The sequence below is a fragment of the Mycolicibacterium brisbanense genome, from assembly GCF_001570425.1.
In the GTDB taxonomy this organism is placed as follows: Bacteria; Actinomycetota; Actinomycetes; order Mycobacteriales; family Mycobacteriaceae; genus Mycobacterium; species Mycobacterium brisbanense.
Genome location: NZ_BCSX01000028.1, coordinates 44,920 through 62,989, shown reverse-complemented (window position 1 = coordinate 62,989; position 18,070 = coordinate 44,920). Strand labels below are relative to the sequence as shown.

General features: G+C 66.1%; 19 protein-coding genes and 1 pseudogene. 14 read left to right on the top strand and 6 right to left on the bottom strand.

From position 1 onward, the window contains the following. Positions 1-32: 32 nt before the first annotated feature. Positions 33-707: a cAMP-activated global transcriptional regulator CRP gene (gene crp / locus RMCB_RS16835; RefSeq protein ID WP_029368573.1), complete on the top strand. Its 675-nt coding sequence runs from the start codon at positions 33-35 to the stop codon at positions 705-707. Between the two features lie 6 nt (positions 708-713). Here the strand turns inward: crp and RMCB_RS16830 are convergent, their stop codons facing one another. After that, positions 714-1,403 carry a TetR/AcrR family transcriptional regulator C-terminal domain-containing protein gene (locus RMCB_RS16830; RefSeq protein WP_062829681.1) on the bottom strand — a complete coding sequence of 230 codons (690 nt, stop codon included), beginning with the start codon at positions 1,401-1,403 and terminating at the stop codon, positions 714-716. 101 nt (positions 1,404-1,504) lie between these two features. Here RMCB_RS16830 and RMCB_RS16825 point away from each other — a divergent pair, with 101 nt between their 5' ends. Next, a complete protein-coding gene (locus RMCB_RS16825) occupies positions 1,505-2,563 on the top strand; it encodes an NAD(P)H-dependent amine dehydrogenase family protein (RefSeq protein WP_062829680.1) in 1,059 nt (352 codons plus the stop codon). A 16-nt stretch (positions 2,564-2,579) separates the two neighbouring features. Continuing rightward, a pseudogene (locus RMCB_RS16820) lies at positions 2,580-3,020 on the top strand (TIGR03618 family F420-dependent PPOX class oxidoreductase). A 4-nt stretch (positions 3,021-3,024) separates the two neighbouring features. Here RMCB_RS16820 and RMCB_RS16815 read toward each other — a convergent pair. Next, positions 3,025-3,879: a LysR substrate-binding domain-containing protein gene (locus tag RMCB_RS16815; RefSeq protein WP_029368579.1), complete on the bottom strand. Its 855-nt coding sequence runs from the start codon at positions 3,877-3,879 to the stop codon at positions 3,025-3,027. 71 nt (positions 3,880-3,950) lie between these two features. On the opposite strand from RMCB_RS16815, the gene RMCB_RS16810 reads away from it, so the two are divergent. Beyond that, the gene (locus tag RMCB_RS16810) at positions 3,951-4,949 is read left to right on the top strand and encodes a bile acid:sodium symporter family protein (RefSeq protein ID WP_407662128.1); all 999 of its coding nucleotides are present in this window, start codon (positions 3,951-3,953) and stop codon (positions 4,947-4,949) included. Here the strand turns inward: RMCB_RS16810 and RMCB_RS16805 are convergent. After that, positions 4,932-5,795 carry a LysR family transcriptional regulator ArgP gene (locus tag RMCB_RS16805; protein ID WP_062829679.1) on the bottom strand — a complete coding sequence of 288 codons (864 nt, stop codon included), beginning with the start codon at positions 5,793-5,795 and terminating at the stop codon, positions 4,932-4,934. The two genes, RMCB_RS16810 and RMCB_RS16805, sit on opposite strands and share 18 nt — an antisense overlap. A gap of 95 nt (positions 5,796-5,890) precedes the next feature. On the opposite strand from RMCB_RS16805, the gene RMCB_RS16800 reads away from it, so the two are divergent. After that, complete coding sequence (locus tag RMCB_RS16800; protein WP_234792147.1) at positions 5,891-6,523, top strand: GntR family transcriptional regulator; 633 nt, start codon at positions 5,891-5,893, stop codon at positions 6,521-6,523. Further along, on the top strand, positions 6,520-7,758 hold the full coding sequence (locus RMCB_RS16795; protein ID WP_062829677.1) for an MFS transporter: 1,239 nt from the start codon (positions 6,520-6,522) through the stop codon (positions 7,756-7,758). The genes RMCB_RS16800 and RMCB_RS16795 overlap by 4 nt, the downstream gene beginning before the upstream one ends. Before the next feature lie 91 nt (positions 7,759-7,849). Here the strand turns inward: RMCB_RS16795 and RMCB_RS16790 are convergent, their stop codons facing one another. From RMCB_RS16790 to RMCB_RS16780, 3 genes are read right to left on the bottom strand one after another with little or no spacing between them, the layout of a single operon-like run. Further along, positions 7,850-8,722, bottom strand: a complete 873-nt coding sequence (locus tag RMCB_RS16790; protein WP_062829676.1) for a sugar phosphate isomerase/epimerase family protein — start codon at positions 8,720-8,722, stop codon at positions 7,850-7,852. A gap of 3 nt (positions 8,723-8,725) precedes the next feature. Beyond that, entirely contained in the window at positions 8,726-9,772 is a 1,047-nt protein-coding gene (locus RMCB_RS16785; RefSeq protein ID WP_062829675.1) for a Gfo/Idh/MocA family protein, read from the bottom strand. Positions 9,773-9,798: 26 nt separating this feature from the next. Next, positions 9,799-11,217 (bottom strand): sugar porter family MFS transporter, encoded by a 1,419-nt coding sequence (locus RMCB_RS16780; protein ID WP_062829674.1) that lies wholly within the window; start codon positions 11,215-11,217, stop codon positions 9,799-9,801. 147 nt (positions 11,218-11,364) lie between these two features. Between RMCB_RS16780 and RMCB_RS16775 the strand changes: the two genes are divergently transcribed. The 8 genes from RMCB_RS16775 to RMCB_RS16745 all read left to right on the top strand — a co-directional run bounded on the left by RMCB_RS16775 (position 11,365) and on the right by RMCB_RS16745 (position 18,069). Further along, positions 11,365-12,351, top strand: a complete 987-nt coding sequence (locus tag RMCB_RS16775) for a LacI family DNA-binding transcriptional regulator (protein ID WP_084388520.1) — start codon at positions 11,365-11,367, stop codon at positions 12,349-12,351. 146 nt (positions 12,352-12,497) lie between these two features. Then, positions 12,498-12,995: a MarR family winged helix-turn-helix transcriptional regulator gene (locus tag RMCB_RS16770; protein WP_062829672.1), complete on the top strand. Its 498-nt coding sequence runs from the start codon at positions 12,498-12,500 to the stop codon at positions 12,993-12,995. A gap of 8 nt (positions 12,996-13,003) precedes the next feature. Beyond that, on the top strand, positions 13,004-13,420 hold the full coding sequence (locus RMCB_RS16765; protein WP_062829671.1) for a DUF5313 domain-containing protein: 417 nt from the start codon (positions 13,004-13,006) through the stop codon (positions 13,418-13,420). A gap of 103 nt (positions 13,421-13,523) precedes the next feature. Continuing rightward, positions 13,524-14,081, top strand: coding sequence for a peptidoglycan recognition protein family protein (locus RMCB_RS16760; RefSeq protein WP_234792146.1), 558 nt, complete (start codon positions 13,524-13,526; stop codon positions 14,079-14,081). Beyond that, positions 14,068-14,193: a hypothetical protein gene (locus RMCB_RS36840; protein WP_264028955.1), complete on the top strand. Its 126-nt coding sequence runs from the start codon at positions 14,068-14,070 to the stop codon at positions 14,191-14,193. The genes RMCB_RS16760 and RMCB_RS36840 overlap by 14 nt, the downstream gene beginning before the upstream one ends. Positions 14,194-14,237: 44 nt before the next feature. Then, a complete protein-coding gene (locus RMCB_RS16755) occupies positions 14,238-15,590 on the top strand; it encodes an MFS transporter (RefSeq protein WP_062829670.1) in 1,353 nt (450 codons plus the stop codon). Beyond that, positions 15,587-16,930: an ABC transporter substrate-binding protein gene (locus RMCB_RS16750; protein ID WP_062829669.1), complete on the top strand. Its 1,344-nt coding sequence runs from the start codon at positions 15,587-15,589 to the stop codon at positions 16,928-16,930. Before RMCB_RS16755 ends, RMCB_RS16750 begins: the two co-directional genes overlap by 4 nt. Beyond that, positions 16,927-18,069: an FAD-dependent monooxygenase gene (locus RMCB_RS16745; RefSeq protein WP_062829668.1), complete on the top strand. Its 1,143-nt coding sequence runs from the start codon at positions 16,927-16,929 to the stop codon at positions 18,067-18,069. Before RMCB_RS16750 ends, RMCB_RS16745 begins: the two co-directional genes overlap by 4 nt. Position 18,070 lies beyond the last annotated feature (1 nt).

Genomic DNA, 18,070 nt, shown 5'->3' with positions numbered 1-18,070 from the left:
ACGCCTGAGGCGATTATTTGAAGGGGGGCGGCATGGACGAGGTCCTGGCCCGTGCCGGTATCTTCCAGGGCCTGCAGCCCAAAGCCATCGAGACGCTCGCACGTCAGCTCGAACCGGTGACCTTCCCCCGCGGGCGCACCGTGTTCGTCGAAGGCGAACCGGGCGACACGCTCTACATCATCATCTCCGGCAAGGTGAAGATCGGGCGCCGGACCACCGACGGCCGCGAAAGCCTGATCACCCTGATGGGTCCGTCGGACATGTTCGGCGAACTCGCCATCTTCGACCCCGGCCCGCGTACCTCCACGGTCACCACCCTCACCGAGGTGTCGGCCGTGTCGATGAGCCGTGCGGCACTCCAGTCCTGGATCGCCGAGGAGCCAGAGATCGCCGAGCAGCTGCTGCGCGTGCTGGCCCGCCGGTTGCGCCGCACCAACGACAACCTGTCCGACCTGATCTTCACCGACGTCCCGGGACGGGTGGCCAAGCAGCTGTTGTACCTGGCGCAGCGGTTCGGCAGCCGCGAAGGCAATGCCCTGCGGGTCAACCACGAACTGACGCAAGAGGAAATCGCCCAGCTGGTCGGCTCCTCCCGCGAGACGGTCAACAAGGCGCTGGCCGATTTCGCTCAGCGTGGCTGGATTCGCGTGCAGGGCAAGAGCATTCTGATTGACAACGCCGAGCGGTTGGCGCTGCGCGCCAAGTAGTCCGCGTCAGTCGTCGAGGGCGTGTTCGAGGCCCGCGATGATCACCCCGAGGTTGAATTCGAAGTCGCGGTCGTCGGCCGCGGCCGCAGCACGTCGGGCGTTGACGGTGCCGAGCAGCGGGAAGTCCTCGGCCGGCAGCTCTTTGAGTGCCCTGGCGACCTCCGGGTTCTGATGGTGCCGCCGGGAATCCGCGGATCCGAGTACGTCGTGGGCTGCCGAGAGCGCGATGCCGGACACCAGCGTGAGGATTCGTCCGGCGTCATCGACACCGAAGCCGGCGCCGGTGAGCGACCGCAGCACACGCTCGGCGAGCCCGAGACTCGCCGCGCCGCCAATACCACTGAGCCGGAAGCTCATTCCGGTTGCGCCGAGTTTGAGGACGCCGTGGCGGATCGCGTTGGCGTAGGCCCGCAACGTCTCTCGCCAATCGACCTCATCGGGCAGCTCGAGCGCCCGGATCTCGGTCTCGAACAGGTCCGCGACGACGAGTTCCAGCAGCCCGTCACGATCGCCTACGTAGTAGTGCAGCGCCGTGCGGTCCACGCCGAGCGCGTCGGCGACGGCCTGCATGGTCAAGTCCTCGGGAGCGATACCGCGTGCCGCAGCGACGATCTGCTGGTGATCGATGCGACGCGGCCGACCGCGGCGCCGTCGGGTGTCCTCGGCGCTCCCACGGTCACCTGATCGGGCGGTCATTGCGGCAACAGTAGTGGCACCGTCGGTGACACACCCAGGCCTTCCCTTTTTCTCACGGCCGTGGAAAACTACCACTGGAGCCGACGGAAGGGGCCGATCAGGTGTCAGGCAGCTATCGGGTGGTCCAGTGGACGACGGGCAATGTCGGCAAGAGCTCGGTGGCGGCCATCGCGCGCAACCCCACCCTCGAACTCGTCGGCTGCTACGCATGGTCGCCCGACAAGACGGGCCGCGACGTCGGCGAACTCTGCGGGATCGAACGGCTCGGCGTCAGTGCGACCAACGACATCGATGCGCTGCTCGCACTGAAACCCGATGTCGTGGTCTACAACCCGATGTGGATCGACGTCGACGAGCTGGTCCGCATCCTGGAGGCGGGCATCAACGTGGTCGCCACCGCCTCGTTCATCACCGGCCATAACCAGGGCGACGGGCGGGATCGCATTGCCGACGCATGCCGGCGTGGAGGCGCGACGATGTTCGGATCCGGCATCAGCCCGGGCTATGTCAACCAGCTGTCGGTGGTGGCCGCGGGCATCTGCGACCGGGTGGACAAGATCACCGTCAACGAGGCGGCCGATACGACGTTCTACGACTCGCCCGCCACCGAGAAACCGGTCGGCTTCGGTCAGCCCATCGACCATCCCGACCTGCAGGCCATGACAGCACACGGCACCGGCGTGTTCGGTGAAGCCGTGCGCATGGTCGCCGATGCCCTCGGCATCGAGCTCGACGAAGTTCGCTGCGATGCCGAGTACGCCCAGACCACCGAGGATCTCGACCTCGGCTCGTGGACCATTCCGGCGGGGTGTGTGGCGGGTGTGTCTGCCAGCTGGAAGGGGGTGGTCGGGGGTGTGACGCGCGTCGAGATCAACGTGCGGTGGCGCAAAGGGCAAACACTGCAACCGGATTGGCAGATCGATCAGGACGGCTGGGTGATCGAGGTGGCCGGGCGTCCGACGGTCACCATGAAAGTCGGTTTCCTGCCACCGCCCGACTTCGAGGCCACCACGCTCGAGGAGTTCATGGTGCTCGGCCACATCATGACGGCCACCCCACCACTCAATGCGATCCCCGCTGTCGTGTCGGCCGCGCCGGGTATCGTCACGTACAACGACCTGCCGCTCATCTTGCCGCGAGGTGTGGTGCCGGTGGGCTGAGACGAGGGGAGCACGCATGCCGACACTGGAAGAGGCCGCTGCTCTGGCCCGCGACGACCACGGTCTGGCGGTGGTGTCGACACTGCGCGCTGACGCGACCATCCAGTCCACGCTGGTCAATGCCGGCGTGCTGGCGCACCCGGCGACGTCGGCACCCGTCCTCGGATTCGTCACGTACGGCCGGGTCAAACTCGCAAATCTGCGTGCCAGGCCGCAACTTTCGGTGACGTTCCGCAATGGTTGGCAGTGAGCCACCGTCGAGGGACATGCCGAGCTGGCAGGTCCCGACGATCCGCAACCCTGGCTGGACCCGGAACGGCTGCGTGTGCTGCTGCGGGATATCTTCACCGCCGCCGGCGGCACGCACGACGACTGGGACACCTACGACCGGGTGATGGTCGAACAGGGCCGCACCGCCGTACTCATCGCGCCCACACGGGTTTACAGCAACGGATAGGGCCTCATCGGTGCATGCGGTTCGCGCCGTCGACGATCGCGTCGTAGAGCGCCTGCTCGGGCTCCGACGGCTCGGTACGTCTGCGCAGCAATACGAATTCGAGTTCACCGAGGTCCGGCAACCGATCGTCATCGACCGGGAAAAGGCCTGTCGGTAACAGGGTTTCGGCATGCGGGACGATACCGAGCCCCGCGAGTGCCGCTGCCTGCAGACCCAGTTGACTGTCACTCACGCACGCGATCCGCCAGGCGCGGCGCTCACGTTCCAGCGCACGCAGCGCGACACGACGCGTCAGGCTCGGCGTCGGATAGGTCACGACGGGAACCGGATCGGCGATATCGCTCAGGCCGGGCCGTCCCGCCCACACCAACCGGTCGCGCCACAAAAGCCGGCCGTGCCGGTCACCGGGCAGGCGCTTGGCCACCATCATGTCCAGTTCACCTGCAGCCATGCGGATTTTGAGGTTCTCACTCAGACCCACGACCAACTCGAGATCCACGCCCGGATAGGACCGCTGGAATTCGACAAGCACGTCGGGCAATTCGCGCGCCACCAGGTCATCGGACGCGCCGAGCCGGATGAAGCCGGTGAGTCGGGATTCGGAAAAATATCGGTCGGCCTGGGCCTGCGCGTCGAGGATGCGACGGGCGAAACCGACCATGGCGGCGCCGTCGGCGGTCAATGCCAGGTTGCGGGTGTCCCGCCGGATCAGTTCGCGGCCGACGGCCTGTTCCAATCGCGCGATATGGCCGCTCACCGTCGATTGCCGCAGTCCGAGCACGCGTCCGGCTGCGGTGAAACCGCCTGCCCGCTCGACTGCGAGGAAGGTCCGCAGCAACTCCGGGTCGAACACATTAATCACGATACCCGTTTAGATATATCGACTTCATCGACTTCTGCTATGAGTGCCGATCGCCGTACGGTGAACCGGTGCTCGCCAAACTCCGCATCGATGGGTTCCTGCTCGGCCTGGTCGCTTCGATGGCCATCGGTCTGCTGGTACCTGCGCGCGGCGATGCCGCGAACGTCTTGGAGTGGGCGACGAAGGTCGCCATCGCCGTGCTGTTCTTCTTGTACGGCACGCGCCTGGAACCCCGGGAGGCACTCGAGGGGCTCAAGCACTGGCGGCTGCACACCACCGTCCTGGCCGCGACTTACGTGCTCTTCCCGCTGCTGGGACTGGCGATGCGGGTGCTGGTCCCGTCGGTGCTCACCGATGAGCTCTACATCGGCATGCTCTTCTTGTGCCTGCTGCCGTCCACGGTGCAATCCTCGATCGCCTTCACCTCCATCGCCCGCGGCAATGTCGCGGCGGCCGTCGTCAGCGCGTCGGCGTCGAACATGCTGGGCATCCTCATCACCCCGCTGCTGGTGACCCTGCTCATGCAGACCACCGGCGGCGCGACCGTCTCGGCAACCTCCATCCTGGAGATCGTGTTGCAGCTGCTGGTGCCGTTCGTCGCCGGGCAGGTGCTCCGATCGAAATTGCGCCGGCTGCTATCGCACACAACGCTCACCAAGGTCGTCGACCGCGGCTCGGTGTATCTGGTCGTGTACGCGGCGTTCAGTGCCGGTATGGCCGAGCACATCTGGACCGGGATGAAAGTCTCCAGCATCGCCGCCGTCATCGCCGTCAGCGTCGTGCTGTTGGCCGTCGTGTTGAGCATCACCGCGGGGATGGCACGACTGTTGCACTTCGACCGTGCCGATCGGATCGTGGTCATCTTCTGCGGCTCGAAGAAGAGCTTGGCGACCGGCCTGCCAATGGCCACGGTACTGTTCGCCGGTCATCCGGTTGGACTGATCGTGTTGCCGCTGATGATCTTTCATCAAATCCAGCTCGCCACCTGCGCCGCCCTGGCCGGACGGTGGGGCCGAGCGGCAGCGGACGACGCGGCGCCGTCCTCGCCGCTATCGGCGCGCGCGTAGGCTCGCCGCGGCCGCGCGGATCACCTCGGTGACGGTCGAGACCACCTCGCTGTCCAATTTCCAGCACTGCCAGTAGAGCGGGACGTCGAGATGCTGTGGGGCGATCGGGACCCAGGACGCCTCGACGAGCTCCTCGGGAAACATGCCCCAGCCCAGACCGGCCCGCAGGGCTGCGGCGAAACCCTCTGCGGTCGGTACGAATTGCGTCGGCCGGACGATGTCCTTGCGGAACACCTTGCGTACCAAGCTGTCCTGCAACGCGTCAGCCCGGTTCCACGCCAGTGACGGTGCCTGCGAGGCGGCCGCCGCGGTGAACCCGTGCGGCAAATATCGCTCGACGTAGTCGGCGGTGGCCACGGGCACGTACCGCATGGCGCCAAGGGTGTACACACGGCAGCCCGGCACAGGCCTGCGCTCGGTGGTCACTGCGCCCATCACGACGCCTTCTCTCAGCAGCTGCGCCGAGTGATCCTGATCCTCGATGCGGATGTCGAACAGCACACCGGGCAGGCGTGCCAGCACCGTGGTGAACCAGGTCGCCATCGAATCGGCGTTGACGGCCAGCGCAATCCGGGTCCACGGGGCCGCGTCGCCACTCATCTCGGCCAGCGCCTCCGCCTCCAGCATTGCGGTCTGCGCCGCGAGTCTCAGCAGCGGAACTCCGGCCGGAGTTGCCACGCAAGGCTTTTCACGAACCACCAGGACCTGGCCGACCCGCTGCTCCAGGGCTTTGATGCGTTGGCTCACCGCTGAGGGCGTGACGTGCAGCCGGCCCGCAGCGGCCTCGAAACTGCCCGACTCGATCACGGCGGCCAGCGCGGCAAGCTGCTGGCCGTCGATGCGCATGGTCGAAGCTAACCATGCGCCTGCCGGCGGTGGGATCGGTCACAATGATAAGTGCATGCATGCAAGGTTGCATGCATGGGCGTACGGTAGTCCTCGTGCAGAAGTCCAGCCAGCGCGCCTACCAGGCCACCAAGGATCAGATCCTGTCCGGCGAGGTCCGGGGTGGCCAGCTGCTGAGCGAGGTCGAAGTCGCCACGCAGCTCGGCGTCAGCAGGACTCCGGTCCATGAGGCGTTCTTGCGGCTCGCGGCCGAGGACCTGCTCGATCTGGTGCCGCGGCGCGGTGCCGTCGTCGTACCGGTCTCGCCGCACGACACCACCGATGTGTTGGAGATGCGCCTGGCGCTGGAAACTGCCGCGGTGCGACGGTTGTGCCGCTCGCCCGAGTCGATCGAACCACTCTTCGCCGAGCTGTCCGAGCTTGTCGACGAACAGCGCCGGGGAGCCGCGGCGGGCGACGCCCGCCAGTTCGCGGCAGCCGACGACGCGTTCCACCGCCGCATCGTCGAAGTGGCGGGCAACTCGATTGCGCAGCGCTTCTACGGTTCACTCAGCGACCGGCAACGCCGGATGATGACGGACGCGGCGCGCGCCGATCCGGCCCGGCTCGCACTGCTCGTCGATGAGCACGGCCGGCTGGCCGAGGCCATCGGACAACGCGACGTGAACGCATTCGAGACCGCGCTGTTGGCACACCTCGAAGCCACCTACCGGGTGGTGCTCGAATGACGTACACACTCGATTCCGCGGAAAGCACACAGAGACAGGCACTTCGCCCGTGGTTCGCTGTCGCCGCAGCCGTGTTCTGCATCGGGTGGGGCGGTAATCAGTTCACGCCCTTGCTGATCGCCTACGCGCAGCATTCCGGATACACCCGCGTCGACGTCGACATCCTGCTCGGCGCCTACGTCATCGGGCTGGTGCCTGGTCTGCTCGTGGCCTCGGCGCTCTCGGACCGACACGGCAGACGGCCCGCGATGGTCACCGGGTTGATCAGCTCCGCGCTGGGCAGCCTGGTCCTGGCCATCGGGGACAGCTGGGGGTTCACGGCATTGTTCGTCGGCCGGCTCCTCAGCGGCCTGGCGGTCGGTATCGCGATGTCGGTCGGTTCGGCATGGATCACGGAGCTGTCGAAGCCGCCGTTCGAGAACGCCTCCGCCGGTGCCGGTGCCCGCCGCGCATCGGTTTGTCTCTCACTGGGTTTCGGCGTGGGGCCGTTGTGCTCGGGGTTGCTCGCCGTATTCGCGCCCGATCCTCTGGTGCTGACCTATCTCGTCCATGCGGCGCTGTGCCTGCCGGCACTGTGGGCTGTGCTGCGTCGCTCTGCCGAAACCCGCAGCGGCGCAACACCCATACCCCTCATCGAGGGCCTGAAGGTTCCGACCGCTGGGCACCGCCGATTTCTCCACGTCGTTGTTCCTATGGCGCCGTGGATCTTCGGATCCGCGGGCATCGCGTACGCGATCGTGCCCGCCCTGGTGGCCGACCAGCTCGGCTCCTGGGCACTGCTCTACACAGCCGGTCTCACGGTTCTGACGCTAGGGTGCGGCGTCTTGGTGCAGCCCATCGCACGGCGCCTCGACGACCGCTCGACCGCGCGCGCCGTGGTGGTCTCGATGGTGTTGATGGCATTGGGCGTCTTCGCTGCCGTGGCGACCGCCGTCACGCGCTCCCCGCTGGTGGCGCTGCTGGTGGCCATGCTGCTCGGCAGCGCCTACGGCATCGCGATCGTGTCAGGGCTTCTGGAGATCCAGCGCATCGCCGAACCGGACGAACTCGCGGGCCTGTCCGGCGTCTACTACTCGCTGGCCTACATCGGCTTCCTGCTGCCTGCCGCCCTGGCCGCGCTCGCCCACTACTTCAGCTATCCGGTCATGCTGACGGCGCTCGGGGTGCTGGCGGCGCTGTGCGCCCTGTGCTGTGCCACGGGCTGGTCCAAGCACCTCGCGCCGCGTCCCGCCTGACCGTTCCTCGCGCGTTTTTCTCCGGCGAGCAGTCCCGGCGGTACCCGACACGCCGCAGTTGCGGTACCGCTGTGACTGCTCGCCGAACAAATCAGCGGTACTTCGCCACGTAATCGGTCATGGTGGCCAGCTGATAGCGCGACACCTCGTGGGCGTTCTCGTCCTCGCCGAACACACTCGACACCATGACCGTATCGGGCCGATCATAAAAACCGATCCCGGCCAGGCCACCAAAGAACTCATCCCACTCGATATCGCCGTCACCGATCTTGAGGTGCTGATGCACCCGCACCGGATTCCCCGGCGGATTGGTGATGTACCGCAGGCCGTGGCTGCGGTGATGGTCCATGGTGTCGGCCACATGCACCAACCGCAGCTTCTCCCCCGCCGCAGCCATGATCTCAGCCATGTTGGCACCCATGTGAAACGTATGACACGCCACGTACACCATGCCGATGTTCGGCGAGTTGACCCCGCGGATGATGCGCAGCGCTTCCAAGCCGTCCTCGACGAAATCGTCGGGGTGCGGGTCGATCCGCACGTCGATGCCCTCGCGTTCGATGATCGGCAGCAGCTCTTCCATCGACCGGAAAAACGCCCGCTCGGACTCCTCGGCCTTCTCGGGGCGGCCGGCGAATTCGGTGTTGATCACGTTGACGCCGAGGTCGACGGTGATCTCGATGACGCGTTTCCAGTTGCGCACCGCGGCGTCCCGGGCATCCGGCTCGGGGCTCGACCAGCGCAGCACCGGCAGCACCGACGCGATCCCGACCCCGGCGTCGGCGCACGCCTTGCGGAACTTGGCGACGAGATCGTCATCGGCGCGCGGATGATTGAAGAACGGGATGAAATCCCGGTGCGGTGTCAACTGCAGATATTCATAGCCCAACTCCGCCACCAGCTTCGGAAACTCCAGCAATTCATGTGAATGGTGAAACGGCGTGGGATCCAACGCAATCTTCATGGGTCAGGCCCCCTTGATCGAGTCGCGTGCCACCATCTGCACCTCAACGGGCTGACCGGAGTGCAAGGATTCGACGCCGGCCTCGCACACCGCGGCGGCGGCATAACCGTCCCACGCAGTGGGCCCGTCGACATTCACACCGCGACGAACCGCATCGACCCAACGCTGGATTTCGGTGTCGTAAGCCCGGCCGAACCGTTCCCGGAATCCCGGCGTGATCAGCCCACCCCAAGTACCCGGGCCCCGTTCTCCTCGTTGCGTGCGGGCCGCACTCTTGCGCACCACACCCACATCCAGGCCGATCATCGCAGAACCGTGCTCGGCAACCACCTCGGTGCGGACCTCGTAGGCGATCCCGGTATGAACGAACAGCTCGACGTCGACATGCTTGCCGCCTGCAGTGCGCAGGATCGCGATCTGCGGATCGGAAAGCCCTTCGGGGCCCGACGGATTCGGTGTCGGCTTGATGATCTGGATGGACGCGATTTCCTCGTCGAACAGGAACCGGGTGACATCGATCTCGTGGACCAACGAGTCGCGCACCACCATGGCGCTGTCGAAACCGTGTGGAACGGCCGGGTTGCGGTGCGCGCAGTGCAACACGAGCGGCCGACCGAGCTCACCTTGGTCGAGCATTTCTTTCAAGGCCATGTATTCGTCGTCGAAGCGGCGCATGAACCCGACCTGGATGAGCCGCCTGCCCAGTTCGGCTTCGCGCTTGACGACTGCGAGCGCCGATTCGACATCGGTGGTCAAGGGCTTCTCGCACAGCACCGGCTTGCCGTGATCAAGGCATGCCAGAAGCTGCTTTTCATGCGTCGGTCCCGGGGTGGCCAGTACCACCGCGTCCACGTCGGGAGCGGCGATCGCATCCAGCGGATCACCGATCGCCCGGCAGCCCGGGATATCGGCGGCGACGGCCTCGGCCTTCTCTGTGAGGAAGTCGTTGACGACCGCCACGCGCGCACCGGAGATGCGGGACGACAACCGCGCGACGTGATCGGCGCCCATCAGGCCGACGCCCAGGACGGCAACTCGAAGATCGGACATGGAAATCCCTTTCGGCTATAGCGGAATCAGTGAGTAACGGCGGGAATGGGTCCGGTGCCGTGGGCTTCGAAACGCTCTTCGAGCTCTTCGAGGCTGGTGCCCTTGGTCTCCGGCACATAGCGGCGGACGAACCACCACGAAACGAGGTTGATCACCACGAACAGCGCGAACGTGCCGGTCGAGCCGAGCGCGGAGTTCAGCAGCGGGAACAGGAACGAAATGATGGCATTGGTGCACCAGAGCACGAAAACCGCGATGCCCATCGCGAATCCGCGAATGCTCAACGGGAAGATCTCGGAGAGCAGTAGCCACACACAAGTGCCGATGAACATCTGGACGAACGCGACGAAGGCGATCATGCCGCCGAGGATCACGTAACTGCGGGTCGTCGACTCCGGTAACAGGAACACCAGCGACAGTGCTGCCTGCGATGCGGCAACCCCGGCAAATCCGATCAGCAGCATGGTGCGCCTGCCGATGTAACCGAGCAGGACGATTCCGATGACCGTGGTGACCACGGAGGTGACGCCGACGGCGATGGTCGCCACCAGTGCGGCGCTGACGCCCAGGCCACTCTGCTTGAGAATCGTTGGGGCGTAGTAGTTCACGGTGTTGATGCCGGTGGCCTGCTGAATGATGGCCAGGCCGCACCCGATGAGCACCACGCGCCGGATCCACGGCACGTCGCGGATCACCGAGAACGGGGTCGCGGTGGTCTTGAGCATGTGCGCGGTGTGTTCTTCGATCAGGTCATACTCGGCGTCGGCCTCGGCCGGGTCGCGGCTCAGCCCCAGCACCGAACGGGCTTCAGTCATACGGCCTTTGAGGCCGTACCACCGCGGCGAGTCCGGCAGCACCAGCATTCCGATGAGCAGAGCAACCGCCGGGGCCGCGGCCACCGCGAGCATGACGCGCCACACGTGGGGGTCGTGAAACAAGCGGTCCAACAGCGCGTTGGTCGCGAAGGCCAGCATCTGACCGGTGACGATCATCAGTTCGTTGATGGTGACCATGCGTCCACGTCGGTCGGCGGGCGCCATTTCCGCGAGGTAGAGCGGGCAGGTCACCGCCGCGGCGCCGACGCCGAGCCCGAGGACGATGCGCGCGGCAACCATCACCTGGACACCCGGCGCCAGTGCACATCCGATCGCCCCGACGAGAAACAGCCCGGCGCACACCAGCAGCGTGCGTTTCCTACCGATCCGGTCGGCGACCCTGCCACCGAACAGCGCGCCGAAGGCCGCGCCCGGGAACAGCAGGCAACTGACCACGGTGGCCTCACCGAAGTCGCTGAGGTCCAGGTCGTCCTTCATGTAGAGCAGGGCACCGGAGATGACACCGGTGTCGTACCCGAACAGCAGCCCACCGAGCGTGGCGATGAGGGTGAGCTTGGTCAGGAATCTGCCATGCGGGGCAGTTCGGACTCCGCCAGATGATCCGGACATTGCAGGGCCTCGATTCCTCTTCTGACTAACGCGCGTTAGTAACGCGCGTGAGGTTTACTATGGGCGCATGCCCGAACTGTGTCAACCGTCACCGTTCCCGGGGACTCGGTGAGTCCATCACCGCGCACCGGCCCACGGCGGCCCACCATGGCCGACGTCGCCGAACGCGCGGGAGTGTCGAGAACCCTGGTCTCATTCATCCTCGACGGCAAGCCGGGCGCGAGCGAGGAGACCCGTCAGCGGGTGCTCGCCGTCGCCGACGAGATCGGATACCGCCCCGACTCGGCCGCACGCCTGCTGGCCCAGGGACGCAGCCGCACCATCGGGGTGCTCACCGACGTGCACCAACTGTTCCAGGCCGAGTTGGTGACCAACATCTACCCGGCCGCCGAGAGCTGCGGCTACGACATGCTGCTGTCGGCCAACCTGCACGACCACGCGGAGTCCACGTTCGTCGAATCGCTGCTGAGCCACCGGTGCGGCAGTCTGATCCTGTTGGGCCCCAGGTCAAGTCACGACTATCTGAAGCAGCTCGCCGACCGTGCCCCGACCGTGGTGGTCGGCCGCCGACTGGCCCACGTCGACAGCGACGCCATGTTGGCGACGGTCCGGACCAACGATGCCAAGGGCATGCGGCTTGCGGTCGACTATCTGGTCGATCTCGGCCACCGCGATATCCATCACGTCGACGGCGGCGACGATCCCGGTTCCGCCGACCGCCGCCGCGCATACCGCGCCGCGATGCGCAGACACGGACTCGCCGACCGCATCGCAGTGATCCCGGGTGCCCACAATGAGCAGGCCGGTGCGGCCGCGGCCAGGGCCATGCTCGACGCTGACACGCTGCCCACCGCGGTACTGGCCGGCAATGACCGCTGTGCGCTGGGTCTGCTCGACGTGTTCACCCGCGCCGGCGTCGACATCCCCGGCGAGCTGTCCCTGATCGGGTACGACGACAGCCATCTGTCGGACAACCCGCGCATCGACCTGACCACCATCCACCAGGATGCGGCCGGTCTCGCCCAGCACGCCGTGCGGCTGGCGGTCGCGATGCTCGAGGGCCGCAGCGAAGCTCACGACGTCGTGCTGGAACCCAAGTTGGTAGTGCGCTCCACCACGGCGCGGGCAAAGTAGCCGCCCTCCACCCCCTCGCCGAGACGACGGTTTTTGGCGCGAAAACCGCCAAATTTGGCCATAAACCGTAGTGTCGGCGCGGCCACCCGCACCTTGTGACACAGCAGATATTGATAGTGCCCTAACTATTAGGGTACTTTTTAATCATGTCCACACCAACCGAGGTGGAAGTCGATCCTCTCGCCCTCGAGCGGCAGGTCTGTTTCGCCCTGGCCATCAGCAACCGCGCCGTGCAGGCCGTGTACCGGCCTCTACTGGAGCCGCTGGGCATCACGCACCCGCAGTACCTGGTGATGCTGGCGTTGTGGGACCACCAGCGGTCGGATGCCGCGGGCATGCCTCCGCTGTCGGTCAAGCAGATCGCTGCGGCATTGCAGCTGGAATCGGCGACACTCTCGCCGATGCTCAAGCGGCTCGAAACGCTGGGCCTGATCACCCGCACCCGCAGCACAGGCGACGAACGCTCGACCGACATCGGTCTGACCGAAGCCGGCGTCGCCCTACGTGAGCAGGCCTTGGAGATCCCGCCGGCCGTCGTCGCCCGACTGGGCGTCGACATGGCCGAGCTCGAGGAGCTGCACCGGGTACTCACCCGGATCAACACCGCGGCGTTGGCCGCTAACGCACTCACCGCCGGAACTTAGGAGTCACCATGGCGAAAGACCGCCCGAATCCCATCCAGTACCTCACCTACGCGTACGGCAAGCGCCTCCCCGACTCGATGCGCGAGTGGGTGGCCCACGACCTGGCTGACTACGGTGCGGTGCGCCGGCACATGGTCCGGATGGCCATCCCACCGCTACTCGTCCTGGCTCCGCTGTGGCTGTTGCCTGCATCGCTGTACGTCCACATGGAGATGACGGTGCCGATCTATATCTGGGCACTGTTGATGGCGCTGGCACTGAACAAGGTGTGGCGCCGCCACCGGCTGGCCCAGCACAACCTTGATCCCAACCTCGTCGACGAGATCAAGTACAAGAAGGAAGCCCACATCCACGAGGACTACATCCGGCGCTTCGGCCCCCGTCCGGAATCAGCCCGGTATCAGGCCAACAGCAGCCCCTTCTGAATCGACGCCAGCAAAAACAGGTACCGCACTACTCGGGCCTCCTGAGCAGCCGAGCCGTGAGCATGAATCCATCGTGCGCCGGGCAGCGTTTCAGGGAGGTTCTGTGGCCATCGATGATTTGGGCTGGCTCGCTCACGTCCTGCGGGCAGAGCGTCTGACGGTGACCGAGATCGACGGGTGGCGCCAACGTGGCCACGGCTACATCGACGACGCGTGGGGTGTGGTGTGCCACCACACCGGGACCGACACCGTCGCCGCTGACATGGTTGCCGAGGGTACCGCCGACCTACCGGGCCCGTTGTCGCACATCCTCATTGGCCGTGACGGCTCCGCCACCGTGGTTGCTGCCGGCATCGCCCACCACGCCGGCCACGGTTCGTACCCGGATCTGCCCGCCAACAGGGCCAACGCCCACACGATCGGTGTCCACGCCGTCAGCGACGGCAGGAAGCCCTATCCGCTGGAGCAGTACCTGGCCTACGTCCAGTGCTGCGCGGCGATCGTCGCCAAGCTCGGGCAACCTGCCTCGCATGTGATCGGACATAAGGAATGGGACCTCACCAAACACGATCCGTCCCTGAGCATGGACCAGCTCAGGGCCGATATCGCAGACCGGATTCCGGGTCGCACCCGGTACAGTGATCGGCATGGGTGCCGGTGACGACAGCGCATCCGCACGCGTGGTGCGGGTCGTCGTGTCGTGCGCACCGAGCCTGTTCGCATCGATCTGGAACCGGGCCCGGCTGGCGCCGCTGAAGAGAATCGCAGGTTAGTTCTTCGTTCGCACGACTAACCCCTGCTAGTTCTCTGAGGCGTCATGAAGCCGTCCCTTTACGCCGTTGCGGCGTCACTGTACCTGACCGAATACACCCTTTACTCCAACTCGTCGTCGACCGTGCTGTTGAATTCGGCGATTTCCGAGTCGTTCGACATCCCGTTCGCGCAAGCCGCCTACGTCGGCGTGGCCTTCCTGGCCGGCTTCTGCGTTGCGCTGTTACCGGCCGGGATAACCGTGCACCGCTATCCACCGATGCGGGCCTTCCACGTGAGCTCGGTGATGCTCGTCGTGCTCGGCGTCGCCGCCAGCCTCAGCCCACAGTTCTGGGTCCTGATCGCCATCCGGTTCCTGCAAGGCGTGGCCTCGGCCGCCCTTGCCCCGCAGATCTTCCGGATCATTCGCCGGCAGTTCTATCCCGATCATCACTCGGCCGTACTCGGGACCTGGGGTCTGGTGGTCTCGGTCTCGGCGTTGGCCTCACCGCTGATCACCGCGGCACTCAACGATGCGTGGGGCTGGCGCTCGTTCCCGTACGAGACCGTGGCCACGACGATTGCCGCGGTTGTCCTGATGGCGCTGGGATCCACCGCGCGCACCACCGCCGAAGATCAGCCGCCGCCGAACCGGTCACGTGGCACGGCGGCACTGATCGTCGGTCTGGGCGTCGCGCAGGTGGGAATTTTCCTGCTGACGAGCGCAGCCGGCACCGCATTGGCTCGAATAGTGCTGTGCGTCATGGCGATCGCAGTCGGCGTCACGGTCATCGTGATCTGCAGGCGGGCATCTGACGGACCTCGGCCTATCCTCTACCAGAGCTTCCTCATCGTCTTCGTCGCTGGTATCGCGACCAACGTCTTCACCCTGTCGGTGATGTACTTCCTGCAGCAGCTGCGCTCATTCGATTCGTATCGCTCGGCTCTGGTTCTGGTTCCGATGGCATTCTTCGCGGGCCTGTTGCCGGTGCTGCCGTGGGGACGCCCCGGCAACAGCGCCAAGAACACCCGGCTTGTGAGCTACGGAGCCAGCCTGCTGATCGTGACCGCAGTGAGTCTCACGGTGGCCGCCGTCGCGGCGGACGACGGTGTCATCCCGCTGCTCGGTAGTGCCGCGGTGATGGGTTGCGCGATGGGCCTGCTGTGGAGTCCATTGGCTGCCAACGTGCTGACCAACTCCGCGCAGATCCCGTTCGATTCCAGCGTGTACCACTACCTCCGCGCGCTGGGCGCCGCGATCGGGGTGTCCATCGGAGCGACAGTCGTCCGCGAAACCGCGGACGGCACAGCGCTGTTCAGCACTGCCGCCACCCTGGTCCTGGTTGCCGGGATCGTGGCTTCCGTCGCTGCCCGCGCAGCCCGGCGTGCGGCACCATCTCAGTTGGCCACGGTCGGATGAGCGGCGAGATCACCTTCGGCTGGCCCACCGCACAACTCGCCCGGGATCCCCGCCTCGCCTACAACACCATGTCGAAGACCTACGCCCGCATGGCCTTCGACAGCCTCCTCGACATCGACCCGACCACCGGAGAGCTGGTGCCGTGGCTCGCCACGTCGTGGCGGCAGATCGATCCGCTCACCGTCGAGTTCGCGATCCGCCCGGGAGTCCAGTTCGCCGACGGAACAGACCTGTCCGCTGAGGACGTCCGCCAGAGCTTCGTGGATATCCTCGCGCTGCAGCACGCCGAGCCGCTGCCCGCCGCGGTGGCGGCGCTGGCCGGGCTCAAGGACATCCGGGCCACTGACACCACGGTCACCTTCCATTTCGGGCGGCACAACGCAGCATTCCTGCGGTCGCTCACCAGGGTGGGGCTCGCGATCAGCAGAGCCGCAGGCGATATCCGGGTGGGCACGGGACGCTGGCGCCCTGCCGACACATCCGGGGTTCCCGCGACGTTGACCGATGGATCCCACCGGCTCGTCTTCGTACAGACCGATCACCCGGATACCGACCTCTACGCCGGTCACGCACCTGGGCACCCGACCATCGAATACCACAACCCAGGCATCACATATGGTTTGTGCCCCAACGCATCCCGAGGACCGCTCACCGATCCGAGGATCAGGCAGGCGCTGTCCCTGTTGATCGACCGCAGCCGTATACGCCCGATCCTGGCGAAAGTGGGATATACCGCGGCGAATTCGGTCCTCGCGCCGACCACGCGCTATCACCGGGATCTCGGCACCGAGCTCACCTACGATCCCGCGCGGGCCCGGCGCTTGCTGCACGCTGCCAACGCGGGTCCGAGCCTCACCTTCGAGGTGCTGTTCAACAGCAACTTCTCCCCGATCGACGCCGAACTGCTCGCCGCGATCGCCGACCAGTGGTCGCAGCACGGGGTCCGGTTGCAGCTCGCCGATGTCGGCTTCGCCGAATTGCGCAGCCGCCAGCAGTCCGGCGACTACGACTTCCGGTTCTTCTACTACACCGGGGAAGATCCCGACGTGCTGCGGTATCAGTTTGCCTTCTTGCAGCGAAACATGAACCGCCGCTTACACTCCGACGATCTCGACAAGCTCCTCGACGCGCAGCTGAGCTGTGCCGATGCCGAAGTCCGCCGCAGCATGGTGCACAGCATCCAGGAACTCATCATCCAACGCGGCCTCTGGTATCCGATCGCCAACGTGCGCACCGTCGTCGGCTATCGACCGGGCGCCATCACCGCGGCATGGCTCGACTCCGAAGGGCTCGTTCGGCTCGAGCCTTCCCAGGCAACACGAAAGGCGTACACCCTATGAACGTCGACATACCCATCGCCATCGTCGGGGCCGGCCTCGGCGGGCTGGCGGCCGCGGTGGCCTTGCAACACCATGGGCACCACCCAGTGGTGTTCGACAAGACCAGAGAACTCGGCGAGGTCGGTGGCCCACTCGGCATATCGCCGCAGACCCTGCGGCTGTTCAAACGCTGGGGGATACTCCACAGCTTCGAGCAGATATCCTCGGCCACACCGTGCTTCGAGGACCGCGATCAACACGGCCTGCTGCTGAAGGTGACCGATTACGCGGCCGCGCCCGAGGCAGGCGCCGACCACGGCCGGTTCGGCTACGCCGACACCGAGATGGCGCCGCGCACCGTGCACCGGGCCGATCTACACACGTTGCTGGTCTCGGCGGTGGGAACGACCGACATCCGGCTCAACCACCGCCTCGCTGACATCGTCGAGCACGACGATCACGTTGAGTTGGTGTTCGCAGATGGTGCGACCGCACGGGCCGGGTTGGTGATCGGCGCGGACGGGTTGCGCTCGACGGTGCGAAAACTGTTCAGCCAGGACGATATGCACTACTGCGGGTCGGTGATCTTCCGGGCCGTCAGCCCGTCCGCGTGCCTGCAGGACCTGGGACCCAACGACCGGCTGCGGGCCTGGCACTCGGCCGACCGGGCCAAGCACATGATCACCATGCCGGTACGGGCCGGGCGGCAGGTCGCGGTGGACGCCACCCTCGGGGTCGACGAACCGCCGGCGCACCTCTGGTCGGCACGTGCCGATCTGGAAGCGCTGGCCCGGCAGTTCGACGAGTTCGACCCGGTGGTGCCGCGGATGATCCGGGCGGCGACCAGTCCCGTGTTCATGCACCCGGTCTACGACCGCGACCCGATCGAGCGGTGGACCACCGAGCGGATCGCGCTGCTCGGCGACGCCGCCCATCCGATGACCCCGTTCGGTGGGCAGGGCGCCAATCAGGCGATCCAAGACGCCGGAGAGCTGGCGACCCAACTCGACGGCCTGCGTGCGGGATCCCATGCCGAAGCCCTGCAGCGGTATCAACGCGTGCGGGCCGAGCAGACGGCCGAAATTCAGCGCGCCGCACGAGGTTACGCACAGCGCCGGGCCAGGATCGTGGCCCGGCTCGCCGACATCGTCGGCAGCTGAG